Source organism: Streptomyces sp. NBC_00726 (assembly GCF_045161735.1).
Classification (GTDB): domain Bacteria; phylum Actinomycetota; class Actinomycetes; order Streptomycetales; family Streptomycetaceae; genus Streptomyces.
This window is the reverse complement of record NZ_CP108983.1, coordinates 4,559,771-4,585,308: the sequence shown is the minus strand read 5'-3', so window position 1 is coordinate 4,585,308 and position 25,538 is coordinate 4,559,771. Positions and strand designations below refer to the sequence as shown.

Below are 25,538 nucleotides of genomic sequence, written 5' to 3'. Positions count from 1 at the left end.
CTCCCTACCCCCTGATACGGCCTACTGGCCGATCAGCAGATTAACCATGTGGAAAACCAACGCTCGTGGCAGGGGTGCGGTTACGCAAATCGGGGCGGATGCCCGCCGTTCCGGTTTGCGCTCAGCAGGCGCCGACCCACTCCTCGGTGCCGTCCGAGAAGCGCTGGTGCTTCCAGATCGGAACCTCGTGCTTGAGGTCGTCGATGAGCTTCCGGGAGGCCGCGAACGCCTCCGCGCGGTGCGGGCAGGAGACCGCCACGACGACCGCGATGTCACCCACCCGCAGTTCACCCACCCGGTGGACGGCGGCCAGCGCCCGGACCGGGAAGTCGGCGACGACCTTCTCCGCCACCCGGCGCAGCTCGGCGGCGGCCGAGGGATGGCACGAGTAGCCGAGTCCGTCGACGTCCTGTCCGCCGTCGTGGTCACGCACGGTGCCGACGAAGAGGGTGGTGCCGCCCGCGGCGTCGTCACCGACGGCCCGGAAGACCTCGTCCACCGACAGCGGCGTGTCACGGATGTCCAGCAGCCGGATCGGGTCCTGCGCCGTCTGCTCGCCGGGGTGGTCGTACGTGAGTGCCATGACCCCATCGTGCCGTACGGCACCCACGGGACGGAACTGCCGATTCGCCCGGCGGGCCGCGCCCCGTCTTGGAGTCTTCTACAGGGTGCCCGGGCACCGGATGCTCAGATGCGGCGGCGGGCCTTGCGGGCGCGGCGCACCAGGGCCGCGGTGCCGAGCAGTGCGACGGTCGCCCCGGCGGCTCCGGCGGCGGTGGCGTCCTTGCGGCCGAGGCGGCGGCCGGCGACGGTGTGGCGCCCCTCCACCTCTTCCAGGAGCGCGGCGAGCACCTCCTCGTTGGTCCAGGCCGGGCGCCAGCCCGCGTCGTGCAGCCGGCTCACGCTGACCACCCAGGGATGCATGGTGTACGCCAGGTCGCCCGCGGGCGAGGGGGTGAGGCCGATCCGGTGCAGCCGGGCGGCGGCGCCCAGCGCGACGGCGGAGGGAAGCTCCATCCGGCGCACCCCGCTCAGCTCCTCGACCTCCTCCTGTTCCAGCCAGCCGTCGCAGCCGACCGCGAACTCCCCGTCGATCCTCTCCAGGGCGGCGTACTCCAGCGCCGTGACCAGGTCCTCCACATGGCAGAACTGCCAGGCGGGCCGGGAACCGGCGACCACGAGCAGCCGGGGTGACTCGAAGTAGCGGGTCAGCGCGGTGTCCGTGCCGCCGACCAGCACGGCGGGGCGTACGACGGTGACGTGCAGCCCGGGGTGGGCGCGCGGGGCGCGACGGCCGAGCCGTTCGATCTCCAGCAGGTCGCCGACGCCAGTGGCCTCGGCGGTGGCCCGCAGCTCGGCGTCCTCGGCGAGCGGGAGGTCGTTGTCGGGCAGCGCCCCGTAGACCATGGCGGAGGTGCACAGGACGACGCGGTGGACGCCGGCGGCCGCGGCGGCGGTCAGCACGGTCTGGGTGCCGCGCACGTTGTAGGCGGTGCGCGCGGCGGGGTCGGTCTCCAGGTCGAGGTCGAGCGCCAGGTGGACGACGACGTCCGCACAGCGCAGCTTGTCGGCGATGGCGGGGTCCCGGACGTCCAGGAGGTGCCAGGTCGCGTCGGAGACCTCGCCCCGGCGCTCGTCGATGGCGATGACCTGCTTGATCTCCTCGGAGGCGGCGAGGCGGGCGGTGAGCAGCTCACCGACGCCCGTCGCGGCTCCGGTGACGGCCACGACCGGGCCGCGGCCTCTGGGGCGGCCGGGCGCGGATTTCTTCTCGGGTGACGGGTCGGCCAGGTTTCGCGCTGCGCGAACCTGCGGATCTGGGGAACTCACCGGGCGGCTCCAGCGGTTGTCTTCAGTACGTACCCGCGTGACACGTACGTACCAGGTGGCGTCCATCCTGCCGCAGGGCCGGACCGGGCGGAGCACTGAGGCCCTGAGCGGACTTGGTGTCTACGCTGGATGGTGATGTCGGGCAGTCGCCGTCGGTTCCCCCGGCGGCCCTACGAGCCGAGGAAACCCGTGAGTGACACCCCATTCGGATTCGGCCTTCCGCCGGAGGAGCCGGACGACGGCGACAAGGGCAAGAAGAACGACCCCACCGGAGGTGGGCAGGGTTCGGGCGGTCCGGCGAACCCGTTCGGCTTCGGCCCCGGCGCGGGCGGTGACAATCCCTTCGCCGCCATGTTCGGCTCGATGAACCCGAACGACCTGGGCGCGGCCTTCCAGCAGCTCGGCCAGATGCTGAGCTACGAGGGCGGGCCGGTCAACTGGGACATGGCCAAGCAGATCGCCCGGCAGACGGTGTCGCAGGGCACGCCGGACGGCTCCAAGGACGCGAGCGTGGGCCCCGCCGAGCGCTCGGCGGTCGACGAGGCGCTGCGGCTGGCCGACCTGTGGCTGGACGGGGTGACGTCGATGCCGTCCGGGGCCGTCTCCAGCGTGGCGTGGAGCCGCGCGGAGTGGGTCGAGGCGACGCTCCCGGCCTGGCAGCAGCTGGTCGACCCGGTCGCCGAGCGGGTGGGCCTCGCCATGGGCGATGTGCTGCCCGAGGAGATGCAGGCGATGGCGGGCCCGCTGATCGGCATGATGCGGTCGATGGGCGGCGCGATGTTCGGTCAGCAGATCGGGCAGGCCGTCGGTGTGCTGGCGGGCGAGGTGGTCGGCTCGACCGACATCGGGCTGCCGCTGGGCCCGGCGGGCCGCGCCGCGCTCCTTCCGCTGAACGTGGAGCGGTTCGGCAAGGACCTGTCCGTCCCGCAGGACGAGGTGAGGCTGTATCTGGCGCTGCGCGAGGCCGCCCACCAGCGGCTGTTCGCCCATGTCCCGTGGCTCCGCTCGCATCTGTTCGGCGCCGTCGAGGGGTACGCGCGCGGCATCAAGGTCGACACCAGCAAGCTGGAGGACGTGGTCGGCCAGTTCGACCCCTCGCAGCCCGAGCAGTTGCAGGAGGCCCTTCAGCAGGGCATGTTCCAGCCGGAGGAGACGCCGGAGCAGAAGGCGGCCCTGGCCCGCCTGGAGACGGCCCTCGCGCTGGTCGAGGGCTGGGTGGACGCGGTGGTGCACGCCGCCGCGAAGTCCCGGCTGACCTCGGCCGACGCGCTGCGCGAGACGATGCGCCGGCGCCGTGCGTCCGGCGGCCCCGCCGAGCAGACCTTCGCCACTCTGATCGGCCTCCAGCTGCGTCCGCGCCGACTGCGGGACGCCTCGCGGCTGTGGGCCTCGCTCACGGACGCGCGCGGTCTTGAGGGGCGCGACGCGCTGTGGGAGCACCCCGACATGCTCCCGACCGCTCACGACCTGGACGATCCGGACGGCTTCGTCCACCACGAGCAGCTGGACTTCTCCGAGCTGGACAAGATGCTCGGCGAGGCGGCGAACGGCCCGAAGAAGCCCGAGCCGGGTGCGGACGCCCCGGACGAGGGCGAAGGCGACGGCAAGGACGACTCCGACAAGTGAGCCTGCACGATGACGCCGTCCTCGTACTGAAGGGTTACGGGGCGGGAGCCGGCCCCGCCCAGGAGGAGCTGCGCGACACGTATCTGGAGCACCTGGCGCGCCATCCGGACGGCATGTGGAAGTCCTGCGGAGCCGGGCATCTGACGGCCAGCGCCCTGGTCGTGGACCCGGAGCACGGCCGGGTGCTGCTCACTCTGCACCGGAAGCTGCGGATGTGGCTCCAGATGGGCGGCCACTGCGAGCCCGGTGACGCCACGCTCGCGGCGGCCGCGCTGCGGGAGGCCGCGGAGGAGTCCGGGATCGCCGGGCTGACGCTGCTGCCGGGCGGGCCCGTGGTGCTGGACCGGCATCCGATCCCCGCGCCGTGCCACTGGCACCTGGATGTGCAGTACGCGGCGGTGGCGCCGGCGGGGGCGACCGAGAGCATCAGCGACGAGTCCCTGGATCTGCGCTGGTTCGCCTACGACGAGGTGGCCGGGGTCGCCGACGCCTCGGTGATCCGGCTGATGGAGCGTACGCGCGCGGTGCTGGAGGGCGGCCGGTAGCCACCCGTACGACGTGACAATCGGTAAGGGGCGGCCTCCTGGGAGGCCGCCCCTTACCTTCGCCGTGTGGCTCAGCTCCAGGCGTTGCCCTGGTTCTGGCCGTGCGCGCCGTGCTGCCCCATGCCGTACTGGGCGGCGAGGCCCTGTCCGATCTGGGCGTTCTGCGGCGGCATCAGCTCGCTCGGCTGGACCAGGGCGAAGCCCTGTCCGAGGAAGCTGAGCTCCCAGCCCTCGCCGGTGTTGCCGCGTCGGCGGAAGACGCCCGAGGAGTGCGTCTGGGCCTGCATCTGCACCCGCAGCGAGGTGGACCAGGCGACGATGGCGTCGGCGTCCGCGCTGACGTACTTGTCGGGCGTGACCTGCATCATCAGCGGCTGGCCGGACGTCATCAGGGCGACCTTGCCGGTGCCGGAGATGTTGAGCTGATATTTGCCGGTGCCCGAGATGCCGTACTGGCTGTCCACCGCGATGACCTCGGTGTGCAGCGAGGAGTCGAGCGCCAGGACGTAGGAGCTGTCCACGGTCAGGCCGTCGTGGTCGACGTCCACGACGTGGATGTACTGCGCGAGGTTGGCGAAGTAGACGGTGCCCTGTCCGGAGCAGCGCATCAGGTCCAGGCCCTCACCGGTGTGGGCGCGGGACCGGCGCTGGCTGTTCGACTGGTACTCGCCGTCGAACTCCATCAGCCCCTGGTAGGCGACCATGGCGCCCTTGCGGGCGAGGACGTCGTCGTGGCCGGTCAGCGCGACCCTCAGCAGCTGCGGGTTCTGGATGGTGTAGCGGTCCTGGGACTGCTGTTCCGTGAGGCCGAAAAGCGAACTCTGCATGGTGTGTTCTCCCTCCCCGTCAGTGCCGGACGCGCAGCCGGTCGGTGCTGTCCTCGCTCGGCTGGACGACGACGATCCCCTGGCCGGAGAAGGCCATCTGGAACGCCTCGCCGCTGCCCCGGCCGATGAGCGACGCCGCCTTGAAGCTGCGCTTGCCCTTCACCTTGAGGTTCGGCGACCAGGCGACCAGCGCGTCCGGGTCGACGTACGTCTCGTCCTCGCCGCGTCCGCAGTCGACCACGAGCGGTGTGCCGCGCGAGGTGATCGCGACCCAGCCGGTGCCCGAGATGCAGACGTTCCACAGGCCCTGGCCGGCGAACTTGGCGAGGCCCTTGACCCGCTCGACGCCCCAGGTGAGGTGGCCGTCGAAAGCGAGCACATTGGTGCCGTTGACCGAGATCGAGTCATTGTTGAGGTTGATGACGACGACGTCGGCGCCGTAGTCGGCGAGATAGAGCAGCCCGTCGCCGGCGCACTTCATGAGGGGCGTGCCCTCGCCGGTGATCCACTGCGAGGCGATCTGGCGGACGGCCGGCGGGTTGGGCTCGTACTGGATGAAGCCCTCGTACGCGACCATCGATCCGGTGCGCGCGTAGAGGTCCTGGCCGGTCGCCATGGCGACCTTCAGCATGGAATGGCCGTGGTTCTCCATCCGTGCCGTGACGGGGGTCGGGGCGTAGCCCGCGAGTTGCTGGTTCATGACGGGCTCCCTCAGACCTCGTAGGGCTGGACGACGATGAAGTTCCCGGGCGCGCCCCGGAACTGGAGGTTCACGGTCTCGCCGCTGTGTCCGGGGTACGCGTTGCGGCGCAGCCGGACCTGGCTGGAGATGATCACCTGCGATGCGGACGACCACGCCACGACGGCGTTGCAGTCGGCGAAGGTGGTCGGGGTGACCGGGAGCACGACGGGGGTTCCGTGGGTCTTGATCACGATGGTGCCGGTGCCCTGGAACTGCATGGTGAACAGGGCGCCGCCGGGGATGCCGTGGCCCTCGATGCGGCGGACCTCGTACTGGAGCGACTCGTCGAAGGCGAGCACGTTCTCGGCGGAGACGCAGATGCCGTCACCCTGGAGCTCGACGGCGTGCAGATGAGTGCTGTCCTCGGCGAGGAAGACCTGTCCGCGGCCGGTACAGCGCATCAGCTGCATCTCCTGGCCGGTGGCGTTCCCGACGAGGCGGCCGGCGAAACCCGCGCCCTTGTAGCTGAAGTCGACCTTGCCCTGGTACATCACCATGCTGCCCTGCCGGGCGAGCACGCCGGCACCACCGCTCATACCGAGGTCGACCCGCATGAGCTTGCCGTTCTGCGGGGTCCAGCGCTGGCCGGTCTCGGTTTCCTTGTACAGCTGGAGCGCGGCCTGGAGACCGGCACCGGCGGCCTGCGGCATGCCGCCGGGCATGCCCTGCCCGCCCGGCGGCATGCCGGGAGGCTGCTGGCCGTACGGGGACGGGGGCTGCTGTCCGTAGGGCGCGGGCGCCTGGCCAGGGACCTGCCCGAACTGCTGCTGGGGCTGGTGGGGCGGCTGTCCGAAGTGCTGCTGCGGCTGCTGGCCGGGCTGCCCGTACGGGGCCGGCGCGGGCGGCGGGGGCACGGTGCCGCCGGGCGGGGTCATCGGAGCGATGATCGTCGGCGCGGCGTGCATCTGCTGCTGCGGGGTCGGCGCCGGGCCGGGGGCGGGCGGCGGGGTCCCGAAGGAGGGCGCGGGCTGCGGGGGCTGGGGTGCCTGGGGTGCCTGCGGGGCTGCCGGGGCGCCGAAGGACGGGGCCGGGGCTGCCTGGGCGGGCGGCGCGAAGGACGGGGCGGCGCCCTGCGGCGGCGCGGGGGCGGCCGGTTCCTCCTCGGCGACCTCGCCGCCGAAGTTCTTCAGCAGCGCTTCGAGGCCGCCGTCGAAGCCCTGGCCGACCGCGGCGAAGCGCCAGACGTCCTTGAGGTAGAAGTCGCCCAGCATGACGGCACGCTCGGTGCTGAACTCCGAGCCGTTGAACGCGTACCTGACGACTTCCTCGCCGCCCGCGACAATCCGGATGTATCCGGGTCCGACCTGCGACATCTGTCCGGCACCGTCCACGGTCGCGGTGAACGACAGCTTGTGGATGTTCGCCGGAATACGGTCCAGGGTGACGCGGAACGACTCGGTGTCACCGGCCTGGGCGCCGAGGAGCTGAATGGACTCCTCGGGGGATTTCGGCTGGTTGAAGAAGATGAAATACCGGTCGTCGGAGAGCTGCTCATTGGCATCGAGCCCGAAGCAGCTGATGTCAAAGCTCAGCCCGGGGCCGGCGATCTGCACCCCTACGTACAGGTCCGTCCCCGGCGTGAGATCGCTGATCTTGGCCTTGTGGCCGCGTTGGAATTCCCTGGCCATGCGTAACGACCGTCCCCCATCCGGAAGGTGAATGCGTCGCGTCAGGCTATCCGCAAACTCCGGCATCGGGCGAAGCCGGTACAGACCCGGTACAGAAACACCCGGCACCGCTCACCCGGCGCCACCACCGGTCACTCGCCGCGTGCGGCCGGCAGATGCGGCAGCCGGTCGGCGGCCACCACACCCTCCAGATAGCCGCGGGCCCGCTCGGTGCGGGGGTAGGCGTCCAGCAGCCGCCAGAACCGGGGCCCGTGCCCGGGGACCAGGAGGTGGGCGAGTTCATGGACGAGCACGTAGTCCACGACGTATTCCGGCATGCCCTGCAACCGGTGCGACAGCCGGATGCTGCCCTCGGACGGGGTGCACGAGCCCCACCGGGTGTTCTGGTTGGTCACCCACCGCACGGACGCGGGCCTGGCCCGGCCCTCGAAATACTGGGCGGACAGGCGCTCTGCCCGCGCGGCGAGCTCGGTGTCGCCGAGGACGCGCTTGCTCTCCTGGGCGGCCAGCTTGTCGAGCATCACGTCCACCCAGCGCTGCTCCTCGGCCTCGGACATCCGGGCGGGGATGAGCACGATCGTGCGGTCGCCCTCGCGGTAGGCGGAGACCGTTCTGCTCCGGCGGGCGCTTCTGCGGACCTCGACCGCGCTCGTCGCCGGGACGCGGCGGGCAGGGTCCGCACCGCGCCGGCGGGGTCCGGCGCCGGGCACGGCAGGCTCCCCGGCGGAGCCGGGCGACGGGTCGGCGGGCACATCTCGACGTTACCCGCTGTGTGCGGGGGAAGTCCCGCCTCCGGGACGGTTCTCCATGATCGGCTTCACGCCTTGCACCATTTGAACGACTAATACCCACGCCTGTGGATAACTTTCCGCACGTCTCGGCGCCCCGCTGCATTCTGGCAAAGGAACACGCGCAGACACAGACACACAGACCGGGGGAAGCCGTGCATCCGATGTTGAAGCCCGCACTGCGCCGCGCTTGGCGGGGCGGGGACACCGTGCAATTCGGAGTGACACCCGCACATGCGGTGAAGGTCGGCCCGATGGATATCGCGACGGGCTGTTTCATGGAACTGCTCGACGGCACCCGAGGCATGCCGCTGCTCCGCGAACAGGCCAGGGCGATGGACTTGACCGAGCGTCATGTGGACACCCTGGTGACGCGGCTGGTGGACGCCGGCCTCGTGGACGACGTACGGGCGGGCGGACCGGCGGCGGAAGCGCTGCGGGCCAGGTCCGATGTCCTGGAGCGCCACCGGCCCGACCTGGCCTCGCTCTCCGTCGTGCATCCCGAGCCCGGCGCGGGGATGCGCAGACTCGCGGCCCGCCGCTCGATGCGGGTGCAGGTCAGGGGCGCGGGCCGGGTCGGCGCGGCCGTCGCGGCGGTGCTCTCAGGAGCGGGGGTCGGAAGGGTGGAGGTCATGGACGGCGGGTGTACGGAGCCGGGGGACGTGTCCCCGGGCGGGCTGCCCGCCTCCGCGGTCGGGGAGCGCAGGGACCTGGCGGCCCGGCAGCTGGTCCGCCGGTCGGCCCCCGGCCCGGGGCCCCGGGCGCCCGGGGCCCCGGGCTGCGGTCCGGCCGGGCACGAGCCGGGGCTGTCCCTCATCGTGGTCGCCCCGCGCGACGGACTCTCGGCGTACGTCCCCGATCCGGGCACCGCCGAGCCGTGGATCTCCTCGGGCACCCCTCATCTGTACGCGGGGGTGATGGAGGCCACCGGGTTCGTCGGGCCGCTGGTGCTGCCCGGCGGCACGGCCTGCGCCGGCTGCCTCCAGCTGCACCGGCGGGACCGGGATCCGCAGTGGCCGCGCATGCTGGCGCAGTGGCAGTCGGGGCGGCGCGGCGCGGCCCAGGCGTGCGACCTGGGCCTGGCGACGGCGGTGGCGGGGCTCGCGGCGGCGCACGCGCTGGCCTTCCTGGACGGCGAGCTGCCCGTGAGCACCGGCGCGCGGTGGGAGGCGGCGCTGCCGCTGTTGGACTGGAGGTCGGAACGGATCGGGGCGCACCTCGACTGTTCCTGTGGCGCCGCCGGTCACACTGAGGGGGTCCGCGCCTCCGAAGCCGGCACGGCGCACGACACAATGGCCGGGTAACCGCCGCACGCAGCGCGGCAGTCTGGGAATTGGAGGGGCATATGTCTGATCTTCCCCGGAAGGCGGTCACCCGTACCGCCAAGCTGGCCGCGCTGCCGTTGGGTTTCGCCGGCCGTGCCACCTGGGGGCTGGGCAAGCGCATCGGCGGGAAGTCGGCGGAGCTGGTGGCCCGCGAGGTGCAGCAGCGCACCGCCGACCAGCTCTTCAAGGTCCTCGGGGAGCTGAAGGGCGGGGCGATGAAGCTCGGCCAGGCCCTGTCCGTCTTCGAGTCCGCGCTGCCCGAGGAGGTCGCGGGGCCCTACCGCGCGGCGCTCACCCGACTCCAGGAGGCCGCCCCGCCCATGCCGAGCGGCACGGTGCACGCGGTCCTGGCGGAACGACTCGGCGAGGAATGGCGGGAGCTGTTCCTCACCTTCGAGGACAAGCCGGCGGCCGCGGCGTCGATCGGCCAGGTGCACCGGGCGGTGTGGCACGACGGCCGGGACGTGGCCGTGAAGGTGCAGTACCCGGGCGCGGGCGAGGCGCTGCTCTCGGACCTGACCCAGCTCAGCCGGTTCGCGCGGCTGCTGGGCCCGCTGGTTCCGGGCATGGACATCAAGCCGCTGATCACGGAGATGCGCGACCGGGTCTCCGAGGAGCTGGACTACGAGCAGGAGGCGCGGTCCCAGCGGGCGCATGCCGAGGAGTTCGCGGACGATCCCGATGTCGTGGTCCCGGCGGTGGTCCACCAGTCGGCGCAGGTGCTGGTCACCGAGTGGATGGACGGGGTCCCGCTGGCCGATGTGATCTCCGACGGCACGGCCGGGCAGCGGGACCGGGCCGGCCAGCTGCTCGCGAGGTTCCTCTTCTCCGGCCCCGCGCGCACGGGCCTGCTCCACGCCGACCCGCACCCGGGCAACTTCCGGCTGCTGCCCCCGGACCCGGAGACCGAAGCGTCCGGCGACGAGGATGCGGACACGGTGCCGTGGCGGCTGGGGGTGCTGGACTTCGGGACGGTGGACCGGCTGCCGGGCGGGCTGCCGCAGACCATCGGGGACGCACTGCGGCTGACGCTCGGGGGCGACGCGGACGCGGTCTACGAGATGCTGCGGGCGGAGGGGTTCGTCAAGGACTCGATCGACCTGGAACCGGACGCGGTGCTGGACTATCTGCTGCCGATCATCGAGCCGGCCGAGGTGGAGGAGTTCACGTTCAGCCGGAGCTGGATGCGTCATCAGGCGGCCCGGATAGCTGATCCCCGTTCCCCGGCCCACCAGTTGGGCAAGCAGCTGAACCTGCCGCCGTCCTACCTGCTGATACACCGGGTGACGCTGAGCACGATCGGGGTGCTGTGCCAGCTCGGCGCCGCGGTCCGCCTCCGCGACGAACTCGAATCCTGGCTCCCGGGCTTCCTGCCGCCGGAGGGCGAGGAAGGCGAGGAGGTCTCGGAGGATCTCGCGGGCGACGAGGTCGCGGAGGACCTGGAGGCCCCGGAGGACCCGGGCTCGAAGGACTCAGGCTCGGAGGGCCAGGGCCCGGAGCACGTGCCGCCGGCGCCGAGGTCCGCAGAGACGGTGGACGCCGGCTAGCCGGGCTGGGGCCGGCCGACCGGGGTCCCGGGTCCCGCCCGTACCCCGCCACGCCCTACCCCGCACCGCCCCGCCCCGCACCGCCCCGCCCGCACCCGAAACGACCCCGGGGCCGGTCCGTTGGGCGGATCGGCCCCGGGGTGGGGTGTTGCTGCGCGGGTGGTGCTGGAGGCGTGGCCCGCCGGGCGCAGAGAGCGGCTGCGTCCGGGCGGGGGCCTCCGTGGCCGGCCGGGCCCGGTCAGTGCATGACGGCCATGGCCAGCGCGCGGCGGGCGCGCATCGAGGCGCGCTCGGCGCGGCGCTGCATCCGCCGGGCGGAGATCAGGCGCACGGCCTGACGGTCCGCGTCGGCTTCGCGCAGGCGCTCGTGCATATGCGCACGGGCCAGGGCTTCTGGGATGAGTTGCATTTCGCGGGTCCTGTTCTGACGCGAGTCGTTCGCGCCGATGATGGTGACGTCTGGGGTCGCGGAGCCGGCGGGCTCGGACGTGGGGGTGGGGATGGTCATTGGAGCCTGGTTTCGGGGATCGTGGGTCAGGGGACGGTCGATGGTTCCGATGCGCTTCATGGGCTTGGGGGCCGGGACCCCCAGGTCGGCGGTCACGCCGCGACCGGGTTCTTGCGCGGACGGCCACGCGGCCGCTTCCGGGCGACGACGACACCCTGGATGAAGAGCTCGCCACCCCAGACACCCCACGGCTCGCGGCGCTCCTTGGCGCCCGCGAGACACGCCTCGACAAGCGGGCAGGTGCGGCAGAGGGACTTGGCGTACTCGACGTCGGCCGGCGACTCGGCGAAGAAGACCTCCGGGTCGTAGGCGCGGCAGGGGACGGGCACACCGAGGTTCTCGATGGCGTCGTCGAGCGCGGTGAGCGCAGTGAGGGGGGTCAAGGTGGAGTCCTCCGTGAGGCCGGGCGGGGAGATCGTGTCGGAAGGCGGTACGGACGGGGCGTGCGCTTCGAGTTGCACGGTGGTGGTGTCCTCGTCTGGTCGTTTCCGGCCTGTTGGCCGGGGGGCGGCTGGTACCAGGTCCTGCTTGTCCCGAGGCCCCTTCTCCTTGTCTCGCCCGTTGAGGCAAAACAAAAGGGCCGCGGATCCCGAGTGGGGTTCCGCGGCCCTGAAGGCGCCGGCCTGATGCTGGATCAGGCTGGATCACTCCAGGGTTCAGGCCCACGGAAGGCCCACATCGTGTGGTGCTGCTTCGTCTGCTCGGTGACGCCGGCTTCCGCTCCCGCACCGACGGCCGCAAAGGCATAGGCCGGGGCCTGTCCCTTCGCTACTGCTGCTGCCGGTGCCTGGGTCGGTCGCTCATTGCGCTCCCGCACGGGAAGACCGGCCAGGGACATCGGAGCGACGGCGGAGACGCCGGACACACCGGTGGCGCGCAGGGAGGACTTCGGGGCACGGGCGAGAAGGCCGAGCGAGCAGGCGGAGACGACCGAGAGATCGGTCATTTTGTTGGTCTCGATGATGCTGATCACTTCAATCGCCTCCTCTCGGCGTCTCGGGGGGACCGGCGGGCCGGTCCTGCGTATTCGGATAAGTACAGCACGGATCCAGGGCTTCAGAGAAGCCGCTGTTTCCGTGGTTAAGAACCTATGGTGATGACTGGGGCGGGCGCAAACTATTTTTGCGACGAGTTTTTCTCACCTCTCCCCGGCGGCCTTCGCCTCACCCTCGCATCCGTCCCCACCTGCGCAGATGTCCAGAACGGCGGCGCCGAAGCGGCCGAGCTTCCGCGCGCCGACCCCGGGGATCCCGGCCAGCTCGCCCTCGGTGCCGGGCACCGCCTCCGCGATGGCCATCAGCGTCCGGTCGGTGAACACGCAGTAGGCGGGCTGGCCGATCTCCCGTGCCCGGGCCGCCCGCCAGTCGTGCAGCCGCTCGTACAGCGCCTCGTCCATGTCGGACGGGCAGTCGTCGCAGCGCATCAGCTTCATCTCGCCGGCGTCCGTCAGCGTCCTGCCGCAGACCCGGCACCGGGCCGGCGTCCGGGGCTTCCGCCTCGCCGCCGCCGACCGCCCCTCGCCGCCACCGCCGGCCGCCCCGCCCTCGCCGCTCCGGAAGCCGTCGCCGGCCCAGACACCGCCCGGGCCGGCCGCCGCCGCGCTCCGGCCGCCGGGGCCCGTGGAGCCGGGGCGGAGCCCGTTCAGGAAGCGGGTCGGCCGGCGTCCGGGGCGGCCGCCGGGCGACCGGGAGAGCGACCAGGACAGGGCGAGGTGGCAGCGGGCCCGGGTGACGCCGACGTACAGCAGGCGGCGCTCCTCCTCGATCTGCTCCGGCGTCTTGGCGTAGGTGATCGGCATCATGCCCTCGGTCAGCCCGACCAGGAACACCGCGTCCCACTCCAGGCCCTTCGCGGAGTGCAGCGAGGCCAGGGTGACGCCCTGGACCGTGGGCGCGTGCTGGGCGGCGGCCCGCTCGTCCAGCTCGGCGACCAGGTCGGAGAGCGTCGCCCCCGGGTGGGCCCGCTCGAAGTCCTCGGCGAGCCTGACGAGGGCGGCCAGGGACTCCCAGCGGTCGCGCACCGCGCCGGACCCGGCGGGCGGCTCGCTGCGCCAGCCCTTCGTGGAGAGCACCGCGCGCACCTCTGCGGGGAGGTCGTCCGCGTGGTCCAGCAGGGAGTCGTTGCCCCCCGCACGGGCCGCGCCGCGCAGGGCCACGCCCGCCTCGCGGACCTCCGCGCGCTCGAAGAACCGCTCGGCGCCCCGGAGCTGGTAGGGCACGCCCGCGTCCGCGAGGGCCTGCTCGTACACCTCTGACTGGGCGTTGACCCGGTAGAGCACCGCGATCTCGCCGGCCGGGACGCCCGCCGCGATCAGGTCGCGGATGCGGCGGGCGGTGCCCTCGGCCTCGGCGGGCTCGTCCGCGTACTCCACGAAGGCGGGCTCGGGGCCGCGCTCCCGCTGCGAGACCAGGTCCAGGCGGTGTTCGGCGGCCCGCCCGGTGGCCTGGGAGAGCAGCCCGTTGGCCAGGTGGACCACCTGCGGGGTGGAGCGGTAGTCCCGGACCAGCTTGACGACGGTCGCGCCGGGGTGGCGGGTGCGGAAGTTGAGCAGGTGGTCCGGGGTCGCCCCGGTGAACGAGTAGATCGTCTGGCCGGCGTCCCCGACGACGCAGAGGCTGTCCCGGTCGCCGAGCCAGAGGTCGAGCAGCCGCTGCTGGAGCGGGCTCACGTCCTGGTACTCGTCTACGACGAAGTGCTGGTACTGGCGGCGGACATGGGCGGCGATGTCGTGCCGGTCCTGGAGGATGCCGACGGTGAGGAGCAGCACGTCCTCGAAGTCGATCACCGTGCGCTCGCGCTTCAGCTCCTCGTAGGTCTCGTAGACCTTGGCGACCTCCGCCGCGTCGCGCGGGGCGTCCCGCTGGGCCTTGGCGACCACCGCCGGATAGTCGGCGGGGACGGTCTGGGTGACCTTGGCCCACTCGATCTCGCTCGTGACGTCGCGCAGTTCGTTGCGGTCGAGCCGCAGGCCGCTGCGGGCCGCCGCCTCGGCCACCAGCTGGACCTTGCGCTCAAGGAGCCGGGGCAGCTCGCCACCGACCGCTTTCGGCCAGAAGTACTGAAGCTGGCGCAGGGCCGCGGAGTGGAACGTGCGCGCCTGCACCCCGCCCGCGCCCAGCTGGCGCAGCCGGCCGCGCATCTCGCCCGCCGCCCGGTTGGTGAACGTGACGGCCAGGACGCTCGACGGCTGGAGCATCCCCGCGCGCACCCCGTAGGCGATGCGGTGCGTGATGGCCCGCGTCTTGCCCGTACCGGCTCCGGCCAGCACGCACACCGGGCCCCGCAGGGCCGTCGCCACCTCGCGCTGCTCGGGGTCGAGCCCGTCGAGGACGGCGTCCGCGGTGTCCGGGACCCGGGGGAAGAGGGTGGAGTGCGTTGCTGATGTCACCCCGCCATGCTGCCAGGTCGCCCGGGACGCGTGCGGCGGTTGTCCACAGGGCCGAGGTATCCGTCGTACTAACGCGGGAGCGGGAATGGCTGCCGGGGCGCAGACGTTCACCTGGCGTGCGGCAACGCACGCCCCTGCCCCGTGTGACGTACCAGACGCGTGGGCGGCCGTCCGGGCGTGACGGGATTTGCCGGGACCGAAGAGACAGAGGAGCGCGAAGACATGCCGGGCACTGTGATGATGTACAGCACCACCTGGTGCGGCTACTGCCGTCGGCTGAAGGGGCAGATGGACCGCGAGGGCATCGCCTACACCGAGATCAACATCGAGCAGGACCCGGAGTCGGCCGCCTTCGTCGAGAAGGCCAATGGCGGAAACCAGACGGTCCCGACCGTGCTCGTGATCCCCGAGAGCGGCGGCCAGGACGTCGTGATGACGAACCCGAGCCTGGCCCAGGTCAAGCAGGCCCTCGGGGCCTGATCCCCGGGCACCCCGCCCCCTCCGGTCCGCGCACCGGTGGGGGCGGTCGTATGTCCGGGCCCGGGTCAGACGCCCGCGCGCACCGGCTTCGGGAGCGGCTTTCCGTACCAGAGCTCGATCAGCCGGGAGGCGATCGAGATGCCGAACGGGGGCAGCATCTCGCCCGATTCGAAGGCGGCGGTCAGCTCCTCGCGGGAGAACCAGCGCGCCTCCTCGATCTCCTCGCCGTCCACGTTGATGTCGAACGTCCTGGCCCGGGCCATGAAGCCCAGCATCAGGCTGGACGGGAACGGCCAGGGCTGGCTGGCGACGTACTCGACCTCGCCGACCGTGATGCCGGCCTCCTCGAAGACCTCGCGGGCCACGGACTGCTCGATCGACTCGCCCGGTTCCACGAATCCGGCGAGCGTGGAGAAGCGGCCCTCGGGCCAGTGCACCTGGCGGCCGAGCAGCGCCCGGTCCTGGTCGTCGGTGACGAGCATGATGACCGCCGGGTCGGTGCGCGGGTAGTGCTCGGCGCCGCAGGCCGGGCAGCGGCGGATGTGGCCGGCCGCCGCGATCACCGTGCGCTCGCCGCAGCGGGAGCAGAAGCGGTGCAGCCGCTGCCAGTTCTCCAGGGCCACCGCGTGCACCATCAGGGCGGCGTCGCGCGGGCCGAGCAGCATCCCCGCCTCGCGCAGCCCCGCCGGGCGGGCCGACTGGTCCATGCGGCCGGGCAGGGTGTCCTTCTGGAGGGCGAAATAGCTGACGCCGTCCGCGTCGGTGCCGAGGAAGTAGCGGTGGGTCTCGGTGACGGGGGCCTCGAAGGCGGGCGTCATCACGAGCTCGGTGCCGTCGTCGGTGTCGTCGATCAGCGCCTGGCCCCCGGAGACGACGAAGACCCGGGTCGTCGGATGGCTCCACGCGGCGGACAGCCATGCCTCGTCGAGGCGGTGGTGCGCCGCGCGGTCGATGCCGCTCGGCGCGGTCAGACCGATGGGCCGGTCCGTGGTGGCGTTGTCGAAGGTGCTCACAGGTGCTTCCTACTCCCCCGGGATGGATCGGGCGTTCAGAGAATTCAGCGGAGGGCGGCCGCCAGGTCGCTCCAGAGGTGGGCGGCGGTCTCGACGCCCTTGAAGAGGAGGTCCAGTTCGACCTTCTCGTCGGGGGCGTGCCAGCCGTCGGACGGTACGGAGATGCCGATGAAGAGGACGGGCGCGCCGAGCACGTCCTGGAGGTCGGCGGCGGGTCCGGAGCCTCCTTCGCGGGTGAAGAGGACCTTCTTGCCGAACGCCCGCCCCATGGCGCGGACCACGGCCTGGAGCGCCGGGTGGTCCAGGGGCGTCAGACAGGGCCGGGTGGCGGGGAGGAAGGTGATCCGGTGGCTGATCCCGGCCGGGACGCGGGCCTCGGCCCAGGCCCGTACGGTCTTCTCGATGTGGTCCGGGTCCTGGCCGGCGACCAGCCGGAAGCTGATCTTCGCACGGGCGGACGCGGGGATGATCGTCTTGCTCCCGGCGCCCTGGTAGCCGCCGCCGATGCCGTTGACCTCGGCGGTCGGGCGGGCCCAGATCCGTTCCAGCGTCGAATACCCGGTCTCGCCGGAGGCGGCCCGGGACTTGGCGGTGTGCAGCCAGTCGGCCTCGTCGAAGGGCAGCTCGGCGAAGAGCGCGCGTTCGGTCGCGGTCAGCTCGGCCACGCCGTCGTAGAAACCGGGGACCGCGACCTTCCCGTCCGCGTCGTGGAGCGCGGCGACGAGCCTGGCGATCTCGGTGGCCGGGTTGGGGACGGCGCCGCCGAAGGAGCCGGAGTGGATGTCCTGTGCCGGTCCGTGGAACTCGATCTCGCACTCGGCGAGGCCGCGCATGCCGGTGCAGACGGTCGGCGTGGTCTCGTTCCACATGCCGGTGTCCGAGACGATCACCGCGTCGGCGGCGAGGCGGCCGGCGTGCCGCTCGACCAGGTCGCGGAAGTGCGGGGAGCCGGACTCCTCCTCGCCCTCCACGAGCAGCTTGAGATGCACGGCGGGGGCGGTGCGGCCGGTGGCGGCGAGGTGGGCCCGGACGCCGAGGGTGTGGAAGAACACCTGCCCCTTGTCGTCGGCCGCGCCGCGCCCGTACATCCGGCCGTCGCGGATCTCCGGCTCGAACGGCTCGCTGCTCCAGCCGTCCGCGCGGGCGGCGGGCTGCACGTCGTGGTGTCCGTACACCAGGACCGTGGGCGCCGACGGGTCGTCGGAGGGCCATTCGGCGAAGACGGCGGGTGCGCCGTCGGTCTCCCAGATCTCGGTGACCGGGAATCCGGTCTCCTTCAGCTCGGCCGAAAGCCACTCGGCGCTGCGCCGTACGTCGCCCTCGTGCTCCGGCTGAGCGGATACGGAGGGGATGCGCAGCCACTCGGCGAGGTCTTCGAGGAAGGCCGCGCGGTGCTGCTCGGTGTACGTGCGGACGGCGCTGTCCGGGGTGTCGCTCATGACCTTCAGCTTATCCGTCCGACGGAAGTGGCTCGTCCAGGAGGATGCGCTCCAGCTCCGGACGGCCCGGCAGGGAGGCCGGGCGGACGGCCTCGCCGCTGCGGACGAAGAGGAAGGTGGCGGTGACGTCGGTGAGCGGGAGTCCGTGCAGTTCGGCCCAGGCCAGCCGGTAGACGGCGAGCTGGAGCGGGTCGGCGGTGTGGGTGCGGCCGGTCTTCCAGTCCACGATTTCGTATGTGTCCCCCGTGCGGTACACGGCGTCGATACGGCCCCGGATGACCCGGCCGGCCAGGGTGATCTGGAACGGTGTCTCCACTCGGTACGGGGTGCGGCGGGCGTACGGGGTGCGTTCGAAGGCTTCCTTGAGGTCGGCGAGGTCGCGTTCGTCGGCGATGTCGGCGTCGCTCTCGTCGCCCCCGGGCAGCTCGTCGGGGCCGAGCATGGGCAGCGGCAGCTCCTCGAACCGGGACTCCACCCAGGCGTGGAAGCGGGTGCCCCGGCGGGCGGCGGGCTGCGGCGGGCGGGGCATGGGCCGGGCCAGCTCCCGGGCGAAGGCGTCCGGGTCGTCGGCGAGGCGGAGCAGCTGGGTGGCGGAGAGCGAGGCGGGGACGAGGACGTCGCGCACGGTGGCACGGGCCCGGCGCAGCTCCCCGGCCAGCGCGTCGAGGTCCCGGTCCCAGGAGGCGAGGGTGCGGGTCTCCTCGGGGGTGAGACGGGGGGCCGGGAGCTGAGGAGAGTGCGCGTGCTCGTCGCCGTCCGGGGGCTCCGGGGCGTCCAGCAGCTCCATGACCGTGTCCGCCGCGGCCCTGCGGCGGGCCAGGGCGGTGTCGTCCAGCGGGAGCGGCCAGGCGTGGTCGGCGGACGCCTCGGCCAGGGCCGGGTTCTCGTCGGTCTCCGCCGGGGCGTCCGCCCACACCTCGATCTCGCCGTACCCGGCAGCGCAGTGCTCGTACAGCGCGTGCAGGAAGGCGGACGGGCCGCGCGGCTTCTTCTGGGTGGGGCCCCACCAGTGGCCGGAGCCGAGCAGCAGGGTGCGGGGGCGCGTGAAGGTGACGTAACCGAGGCGCAGCTCCTCCGTGTGCTGGTGCTCCTTCAGCTCCGCCTTGAAGCTCTTGAGGCCCTTGGCGTCGTAGCCGCGGAGGGCGGGCAGGGTGGCGGTGTCGCCGCGCAGGGCGTGCGGGAGGACCTTGGCCTGGGAGGTCCAGGCGTCCCGGGACTGGCTGCTGGGGAACTGGCCGGTGACCAGGCCGGGCACGGCGACGACGTCCCACTCCAGGCCCTTGGACTTGTGGGCGGTGAGGACCTTGACGGTGTTCTCGCCGCCGGGCAGCGCGTTGTCCAGGCCCTTCTCGTACTGGACGGCGGTGCGCAGGAAGCCGAGGAAGGCGAGCAGCGTGGCCTCGTTGTCGACGGCGGCGAAGCGGGCGGCGACGTCGAGGAAGTTGCCCAGGGTCTCGCGGCGGCGGGCGGCCAGCGCCTGCGGGGACGCGGACAGCTCGACCTCCAGGCCGGTGGTGGCGAGGACGCGGTGCAGGACGTCCATCAGGGGGTCGGCGAGGGAGCGGCGCAGGTCGCGCAGTTCGGCGGCGAGGCGGGCGAAGCGGACGCGGGCCTCGGCGGAGAACGGAAGCCGGTCGTCCGCCTCGCCGCCCCCGTCCAGGAAGGTGTCCAGGGCGTCGGCGAGGGAGATCACCTCGGCCGGGTCGATCCCCTCGACGGCCTCGGCGAGCCTGCGGTCGGGGTCGTGGTCCTCGTCGTCGGCGTGGGCGGCGCGGTGCACCAGGAGGCGGGCCCGGCGGCCGAGCAGGGCCAGGTCGCGGGGGCCGATCCGCCAGCGGGGGCCGGTGAGCAGGCGGACCAGGGAGGCGTTGGCCCCCGGGTCCTGGAGGACTTCGCAGACGGCGACGAGGTCGGCGACCTCGGGGAGGTGGAGCAGCCCGGAGAGGCCGACGACCTCGACCGGGATGTCGCGGGCGACCAGCGCGGCCTGGATCTCCGGGAAGTCACCGGCCGTGCGGCACAGGACGGCGATCTCGCCGGGTGCCTTGCCGGTGCGCACGAGGTGGGCGATGGAGTCCGCGAGCCAGGCGATCTCCTCGGTGTGGGTGGGCAGCAGGGCGCAGCGGACGAGGCCGTCGCGCTCGGCGCCGGGGGCGGGGCGCAGGGCTTCGACGCCCTCGTGCATGGCGCGCAGGGGCGCGGCGAGTCCGTTGGCGAGGTGGAGGAGGCGGCCGCCGCTGCGGCGGTTCTCGCTGAGGGCGTAGCGGGTCGCGGGGGTGCCGTCGGCGTGCGGGAAGTGGCTCGGGAAGTCGTCCAGATTGGCGACGGACGCGCCGCGCCAGCCGTAGATGGCCTGGCAGGGGTCGCCGACGGCGGTGACGGCGTGCCCGGTCGGCCCGTCGCTGCCAGGGCCGCTGCCGAAGAGGGCGGAGAGCAGGAGGCGCTGGGCGACGGAGGTGTCCTGGTATTCGTCCAGCAGGACGACCCGGTATTCGTCGCGGAGAATCGCGCCGACCTCGGGGCGGGTGAGGGCCAGCTCGGCGGAGAGGGCGATCTGGTCGCCGAAGTCGAGGAGGTCGCGGCTCCGCTTCGCCTCGCGGTAGCGCCGGGTCAGCGCGAGCAGTTCGCGGCGGGCCTCGGCGGTCGTGGGGATCTTGCGCAGCTCGTCGTTGCTGAGCTTCGCGGTCGCGAGCGCGTCCAGCAGTTCGGTGTCGTACGCGTCGAGCGCGTCGGGGCGTACGAGGTGTTCGGCCAGCTCGGCGTCGAGGGCCAGCAGGTCGCTGACGAGGGTGGGGAAGGACCTGGTCAGGGCCGGGTAGGGGCCGGGGGCCTCGCGCAGCACGCGGGCGGCGAGCTGGTAGCGGGTGGCGTCGGCGAGGAGGCGGGTGCCCGGTTCGAGTCCGATGCGCAGTCCGTGCTCGGTCAGCAGCCGCCCGGCGAAGGCGTGGTACGTGGAGATGCCGGGCTCGCCCGGGGGGTTGTCCGGGTCGATCACGTCCGGGTCGGTGATCCCGGCGGCGACGAGTGCCTTGCGTACGCGCTCGGCGAGCTCACCGGCCGCCTTGTTGGTGAAGGTGAGCCCGAGGACCTGCTCGGGGGCGACCTGGCCGGTGCCGACCAGCCAGACCACGCGGGCGGCCATCACCGTGGTCTTCCCCGACCCGGCTCCGGCCACGATCACCTGCGGGGCGGGCGGCGCGGTGATGCAGGCCGTCTGCTCCGGGGTGAAGGGGATGCCCAGCAGCTCCTTGAGCTGCTCGGGATCGGTGAGGCGCGGGGACACTCCACAGAGGCTAACCGGCGCCACCGACAACCCACGAAATCGTGGAGGGGGCTCACATCCCCGCCTCCCGGTGGCGTCCGTCACACCGAAGCGGGTCTAAATTATCTGCTTGTCGCACCAACAGCCTTACGAGGACGGTCATATGAGCGCCGACGCACCCGCCCCTGACGCCACCGAGCTCAGAAAGCGCATCGACACGACGAAGGCGCATCCCGCACGGGTGTACGACGTCTTCCTCGGCGGCAAGGACAACTACCCGGCCGACCGCGAGGCCGCGGCCATGGCGCTGGCCGCCAATCCGCGCGGCTACCTCACCGTGCGGCACAACCGGGACTTCATGCGGCGGGCGGTCACCCTCGCCGCGAACGAGGGCATCCGGCAGTTCCTGGACGTCGGCACCGGGCTGCCCACGCAAGCGAACGTGCACCAGATCGCACAGCGCATCGCACCCGAGTCGCGCGTCGTCTACGTGGACAACGACCCGGTGGTCCTCGTGCACGCGCAGGCCCTCCTGACCAGCGGTCCCGAGGGCCGCACCGACTACATCGAGGCGGATCTGAGGGACCCCGGCCGCATCCTGGAGGCCGCCCGCCGCACGCTGGACCTCGGCCGGCCGGTCACCCTGGTCCTCGCGGCCGTGACCCATTTCATCGAGGACGAGACGGCCTACCCGGTCGTGAAACAACTGGTCGACGCGCTGGCCCCGGGCAGCGTCCTCGTCCTGAGCAACGTCAGCTCGGACCTCAACCAGGAGCAGGTCGGCAGCATCACCAAGGGCTTCAAGGAGCGCGGCTTCGCCATGGTGCGCCGCTCGTACGCCCAGATGGAACGGTTCGTCACCGACAACGGCCTGGAACTCCTCGAACCCGGCATCGTCCCCGTGCACCGCTGGCGTCCCGAGCGGGTCGTGGACCTGCCGGAGGCCGCGGAGCCGGACCCGGAGTTCGTGGCGGGCCTGGACGAGCTGGACCGTACGCGCTACCAGGACATCAACGACGTCACCGACGCCGACGTCAGCGTCTACGGCCTGGTGGCCCGTAAGCACTGATCACTCGATGACGTGCCGGCCCTCCGGCTGCGCGCTGCACGACGCCTTGAAGGAGCAGTGGCCGCAGTGCTGGCCGGTCGTCGGTGTGAACCGTTCGTCCAGGACCCGGCCCGCCGCGGTCGCCAGCAGGTCGGAGACCCACTCGCCGTCCGGCGGCGCCTGCGCCTGCACCTTGGGCGCGGCGTCGCCGCCCTCCTTCTTGGGGGCGGACTGCCGCAGCTGTACGAGTTCGGCGCCGCCCGGCCCCGGCCGCGTACCGCCGAAGGCGCCGTCGACCGCGCCTTCCCGTACCGCCAGCTGGTAAACGGCGAGCTGGGGGTGACGGTGGACCTCGTCCTTCGTCGGGGACTGCTTGCCGGTCTTGAAGTCGACCACATAGGCGCGGCCGTCGGCGTCCCGTTCGACGCGGTCCATGGAGCCCCGGATGCGCACCGCGTACTCCCCCGCCTCCAGCGTCACGTCGAAGCCGTGCTCGCTGGCGACCGGGGTGCGTCCGGCCCGGTCCATGACGTGCCAGCGCAGGAAGCGTTCGAGGGCGGCGCGGGCCTGCTCCTTCTCCTGGCGCGACTTCCAGGGGGCGTCGAAGACGAGCCCGTCCCAGACCGAGTCGAGCCGTTCCATGAGGACGGCCAGATCGGCGGGCGTACGGCCGGAGGCCACCTCGTCGGCCAGCACATGGACGACGTTCCCGAAGCCCTGGGCGGCGGACGCGGGCGCGTCGGCCTTCACCTCGCGGCCCAGGAACCACTGGAGCGCGCAGGTGTTGGCGAGCTGGTCGAGCGCGCTGCCGGACAGGGTCACCGGCTGGTCCCGGTCGCGCAGCGGCACGGCCGAGCGGGTCGGCTCGTACAGGCCCCACCAGCGGTACGGGTGTGCGGCCGGTACGAGCGGCTGGCCGTCGTCGTCGGTGAGCGCCGCGAGCCGGGCGAGGCGGCGGGCGGCCTCCTCACGCAGCCCGTCCGAAGCGGCCGGGTCCACGGTGGTGGCGCGCAGCTCGGCGACGAGCGCGGCAACGGACAGCGGGCGGCGCGGGCGGCCGGTGACGTCGCGGGGTTCGGCGCCCAGCTCGGCGAGGAAGCGGGAGGGCTGGTCGCCGTCGTCGGCGGGGGCCTTGACCGCGGTGACGACCAGGCGGTCGCGGGCCCGGGTCGCCGCCACGTAGAACAGCCGCCGCTCCTCCGCGAGGAGGGCGCCGGGCGTCAGCGGTTCGGCGAGCCCGTCGCGGCCGATCCGGTCCGCTTCGAGGAGCGAGCCCCGGCGGCGCAGGTCCGGCCACAGCCCCTCCTGGACGCCCGCGACGACGACGAGCCGCCATTCCAGGCCCTTGGAGCGGTGGGCGGTCATCAGCCGGACGGCGTCGGGGCGGACCGCGCGGCGGGAGAGGGTGTCGGCCGCGATGTCCTGCGCGTCGACCTCTTCCAGGAAGTTGAGGGCGCCCCGGCCGCCGGTGCGTTCCTCGGCACGGGCGGCGGTCTCGAACAGCGCGCACACCGCGTCGAGATCGCGGTCGGCGTTGCGCCCCGCGGTGCCCCCGCGCAGGGCCGCCCGCTCCAGCCTGCCCGGCCACGGGGTGCCGGACCACAGCGCCCACAGGGCCTCCTCGGCGGTGCCGCCCGCCTCAAGCAGCTCGCGGGCGGTACGCAGCAGCGCGCCCAGGCGCTGGGCGCCCCGGGCGTACGCCGGATCGTGCGTGACCAGGCGTTCCGGCTCGGCGAGCGCCCGGGCCAGCAGCTCACCGGAGGGCGCGGGCACCTTGTTCCCGGCGGCACGCTCCTCGTCCCGCAGGGCGCGGCCGAGGCGGCGCAGGTCGGCGGCGTCCATCGCGCCGAGGGGCGAGGCGAGCAGGGTCAGCGCGGTCTCGGTGCCGAGCCAGGAGGCTTCCCCCTCTTCAGGCACCCCATCCCGCACCGCCGCCTCCGCCACCGCGCGCAGTGCCGTCAGGAGCGGGCCCACCGCCGGTTCGTGGCGCAGGGCCAGGTCGTCGCCGTCGACCTCCAGGGGGACGCCCGCCGAGGTCAGGGCCCGGCGGAGAAAAGGCAGCATGCGGCCGCCGGCGCGGACGAGCACCGCCATCTCGGACCACGGCACCCCGTCCTCCAGATGCGCCCGGCGCAGCAGGTCCGCGATGTTGTCCAGCTCCGTGGAAGCGGTCGGATAGGTGTACGCCTCGACGGAGCCGCCCTCGCGGACCGCGCCGAGTTCGCGGTGGGCGCGGACCTTGGCCGACGGCAGCCGGGTGAGCGGCATCCGCCGGGTGAGCAGCCGGGTGGCGGCGAGCAGCCGGTCCCCCGAGCGGCGCGAGGTGGTGAGGACGCCGACCGGGGCGGGGGCCCCGTCCGCCCGCCGGAACATCTCCGGGAAGTCGAGGATGCCGTTGACGTCGGCGCCCCGGAACGCGTAGATCGACTGGTCCGGGTCACCGAAGGCGATCAGGTCGCGCCCGCCGCCGCCCACCGGGGCGCTGCCCCGGTTACCGGCCAGCGCGTGCAGCAGCCGCACCTGGGCGGGGTCCGTGTCCTGGTACTCGTCCACGAAGACCGCGTCGTACGCCCCCGCCAGCTGCGCCGACACCTCGGGGCGCTCCGCGAGCAGCACCGCGCGGTGCACCAGCTCCGCGTAGTCCAGCACGCCCTGGGCGTCGAGCACGTCGAGGTATTCGGCGAGGAAGCGGGCGGCAGCGCCCCAGTCGGGCCGGCCGGTGCGCCGCGCGAAGGCGGCGAGGGCGTCCGGGCCGAGGCCCAGTTCACGGCTGCGGGCGAGCACCGCGCGTACCTCGTCGGCGAAGCCGCGCGTGGTCAGGCAGGCGCGCAGCTCGTCGGGCCAGCTGATGTGCGGGCGCCCCTCCTTCTCCAGTTCGAGCTGGCCGGCCAGGAGGTCGCGGACGGTCACGTCCTGCTCCGGGCCGGAGAGCAGCCGCAGCGGGTCCGCGAAGAGGTCGGCGTCCTGGTGGGCACGGACCAGGGCGTAACAGAAGGAGTGGAAGGTGGTGGCCTGCGGGCCCCGGGCGGCGCCGAGCCGGGCCGCCATCCGGTCGCGCAGTTCGACGGCGGCCTTGCGGCTGAAGGTGAGGACCAGCAGGCGGGCCGGGTCGGCGCCCCGGGCGATGCGCGCGGCGACGGCTTCGACCAGCGTCGTCGTCTTGCCCGTACCGGGTCCGGCGAGGACCAGCAGCGGACCGCCCGGGTGGTCAACCACCGCGCGCTGTGCCGCGTCCAGGAGAGGGGGCTCCACCGAACCCGGCAGGGTGCGCACCAGCCGGTACGGGCCCGTGGTCCCCGGCCGTGCGTGACGGTGAGGACTGTGCCGGGTGGTGGAGGAGGTGCTCACGTGGGTTCGCCGGTCCTGGTGGGTGTACGGGTGGTGAGGGCGCGGCGCCCGCCGCGAACTGAAGACGCTACTCCGGCGCGCCCCCCGAATGCGGCGGGACGGCTGCGGGGATCGTCACGTTCTTCCGGCCGCACACCGCCGGACGGCCCGCCGCACGCCCGGCGCACACCGTACGGACGCGGATCCGCCCGTTC

Annotated in this window: 20 protein-coding genes; 6 read left to right on the top strand and 14 right to left on the bottom strand. The window is 72.9% G+C overall.

Annotated features, from left to right (window positions below):
* Positions 1 to 121: 121 nt before the first annotated feature.
* Together OG338_RS20655 and OG338_RS20650 are read right to left on the bottom strand one after the other, a co-directional pair.
* On the bottom strand, positions 122 to 583 hold the full coding sequence (locus OG338_RS20655) for a molybdenum cofactor biosynthesis protein MoaE (protein WP_405938736.1): 462 nt from the start codon (positions 581 to 583) through the stop codon (positions 122 to 124).
* Between the two features lie 104 nt (positions 584 to 687).
* Entirely contained in the window at positions 688 to 1,830 is a 1,143-nt protein-coding gene (locus OG338_RS20650) for an SDR family oxidoreductase (protein WP_405938735.1), read from the bottom strand.
* Positions 1,831 to 2,019: 189 nt separating this feature from the next.
* Here OG338_RS20650 and OG338_RS20645 point away from each other — a divergent pair, with 189 nt between their 5' ends.
* Both OG338_RS20645 and OG338_RS20640 read left to right on the top strand, forming a co-directional pair.
* Positions 2,020 to 3,456: a zinc-dependent metalloprotease gene (locus tag OG338_RS20645; protein WP_405938734.1), complete on the top strand. Its 1,437-nt coding sequence runs from the start codon at positions 2,020 to 2,022 to the stop codon at positions 3,454 to 3,456.
* A complete protein-coding gene (locus OG338_RS20640; protein WP_405938733.1) occupies positions 3,453 to 4,001 on the top strand; it encodes an NUDIX hydrolase in 549 nt (182 codons plus the stop codon). Before OG338_RS20645 ends, OG338_RS20640 begins: the two co-directional genes overlap by 4 nt.
* A 71-nt stretch (positions 4,002 to 4,072) precedes the next feature.
* Here the strand turns inward: OG338_RS20640 and OG338_RS20635 are convergent, their stop codons facing one another.
* From OG338_RS20635 to OG338_RS20620, 4 genes are all read right to left on the bottom strand, one after another.
* Entirely contained in the window at positions 4,073 to 4,828 is a 756-nt protein-coding gene (locus OG338_RS20635; protein WP_405938732.1) for an AIM24 family protein, read from the bottom strand.
* Between the two features lie 19 nt (positions 4,829 to 4,847).
* The gene (locus OG338_RS20630) at positions 4,848 to 5,528 is read right to left on the bottom strand and encodes an AIM24 family protein (RefSeq protein WP_405938731.1); all 681 of its coding nucleotides are present in this window, start codon (positions 5,526 to 5,528) and stop codon (positions 4,848 to 4,850) included.
* 11 nt (positions 5,529 to 5,539) lie between these two features.
* Positions 5,540 to 7,198, bottom strand: coding sequence for a TerD family protein (locus OG338_RS20625; protein WP_405938730.1), 1,659 nt, complete (start codon positions 7,196 to 7,198; stop codon positions 5,540 to 5,542).
* Between the two features lie 131 nt (positions 7,199 to 7,329).
* Positions 7,330 to 7,950 (bottom strand): M48 family metallopeptidase, encoded by a 621-nt coding sequence (locus OG338_RS20620; protein WP_405938729.1) that lies wholly within the window; start codon positions 7,948 to 7,950, stop codon positions 7,330 to 7,332.
* A 191-nt stretch (positions 7,951 to 8,141) separates the two neighbouring features.
* Between OG338_RS20620 and OG338_RS20615 the strand changes: the two genes are divergently transcribed.
* Together OG338_RS20615 and OG338_RS20610 are read left to right on the top strand one after the other, a co-directional pair.
* Entirely contained in the window at positions 8,142 to 9,290 is a 1,149-nt protein-coding gene (locus tag OG338_RS20615; RefSeq protein ID WP_405938728.1) for a ThiF family adenylyltransferase, read from the top strand.
* Between the two features lie 41 nt (positions 9,291 to 9,331).
* Positions 9,332 to 10,858 (top strand): ABC1 kinase family protein, encoded by a 1,527-nt coding sequence (locus OG338_RS20610; RefSeq protein WP_405938727.1) that lies wholly within the window; start codon positions 9,332 to 9,334, stop codon positions 10,856 to 10,858.
* Positions 10,859 to 11,096: 238 nt separating this feature from the next.
* Here OG338_RS20610 and OG338_RS20605 read toward each other — a convergent pair whose 3' ends face one another.
* The 4 genes from OG338_RS20605 to OG338_RS20590 all read right to left on the bottom strand — a co-directional run bounded on the left by OG338_RS20605 (position 11,097) and on the right by OG338_RS20590 (position 14,754).
* The gene (locus OG338_RS20605) at positions 11,097 to 11,426 is read right to left on the bottom strand and encodes a hypothetical protein (protein WP_405940484.1); all 330 of its coding nucleotides are present in this window, start codon (positions 11,424 to 11,426) and stop codon (positions 11,097 to 11,099) included.
* Between the two features lie 32 nt (positions 11,427 to 11,458).
* Complete coding sequence (locus OG338_RS20600) at positions 11,459 to 11,827, bottom strand: WhiB family transcriptional regulator (RefSeq protein WP_018105532.1); 369 nt, start codon at positions 11,825 to 11,827, stop codon at positions 11,459 to 11,461.
* A 173-nt stretch (positions 11,828 to 12,000) separates the two neighbouring features.
* Entirely contained in the window at positions 12,001 to 12,339 is a 339-nt protein-coding gene (locus OG338_RS20595) for a hypothetical protein (protein WP_405938726.1), read from the bottom strand.
* Positions 12,340 to 12,504: 165 nt separating this feature from the next.
* Entirely contained in the window at positions 12,505 to 14,754 is a 2,250-nt protein-coding gene (locus OG338_RS20590) for an ATP-dependent DNA helicase UvrD2 (protein ID WP_405938725.1), read from the bottom strand.
* A 222-nt stretch (positions 14,755 to 14,976) separates the two neighbouring features.
* On the opposite strand from OG338_RS20590, the gene OG338_RS20585 reads away from it, so the two are divergent.
* Positions 14,977 to 15,234 (top strand): glutaredoxin domain-containing protein, encoded by a 258-nt coding sequence (locus OG338_RS20585; RefSeq protein ID WP_405938724.1) that lies wholly within the window; start codon positions 14,977 to 14,979, stop codon positions 15,232 to 15,234.
* Positions 15,235 to 15,299: 65 nt separating this feature from the next.
* On the opposite strand, the gene nudC is transcribed toward OG338_RS20585, so the two are convergent.
* From nudC to OG338_RS20570, 3 genes are read right to left on the bottom strand one after another with little or no spacing between them, the layout of a single operon-like run.
* Positions 15,300 to 16,247, bottom strand: a complete 948-nt coding sequence (gene nudC, locus OG338_RS20580) for an NAD(+) diphosphatase (RefSeq protein ID WP_405938723.1) — start codon at positions 16,245 to 16,247, stop codon at positions 15,300 to 15,302.
* A 44-nt stretch (positions 16,248 to 16,291) separates the two neighbouring features.
* Entirely contained in the window at positions 16,292 to 17,686 is a 1,395-nt protein-coding gene (locus OG338_RS20575) for a dipeptidase (RefSeq protein WP_405938722.1), read from the bottom strand.
* 10 nt (positions 17,687 to 17,696) lie between these two features.
* The gene (locus tag OG338_RS20570) at positions 17,697 to 20,969 is read right to left on the bottom strand and encodes a UvrD-helicase domain-containing protein (protein WP_405938721.1); all 3,273 of its coding nucleotides are present in this window, start codon (positions 20,967 to 20,969) and stop codon (positions 17,697 to 17,699) included.
* 142 nt (positions 20,970 to 21,111) lie between these two features.
* On the opposite strand from OG338_RS20570, the gene OG338_RS20565 reads away from it, so the two are divergent.
* Positions 21,112 to 22,017 (top strand): SAM-dependent methyltransferase, encoded by a 906-nt coding sequence (locus tag OG338_RS20565; protein WP_405938720.1) that lies wholly within the window; start codon positions 21,112 to 21,114, stop codon positions 22,015 to 22,017.
* Here OG338_RS20565 and OG338_RS20560 read toward each other — a convergent pair whose 3' ends face one another.
* Positions 22,018 to 25,344, bottom strand: coding sequence for an ATP-dependent helicase (locus tag OG338_RS20560; RefSeq protein WP_405938719.1), 3,327 nt, complete (start codon positions 25,342 to 25,344; stop codon positions 22,018 to 22,020).
* Positions 25,345 to 25,538: the final 194 nt, after the last annotated feature.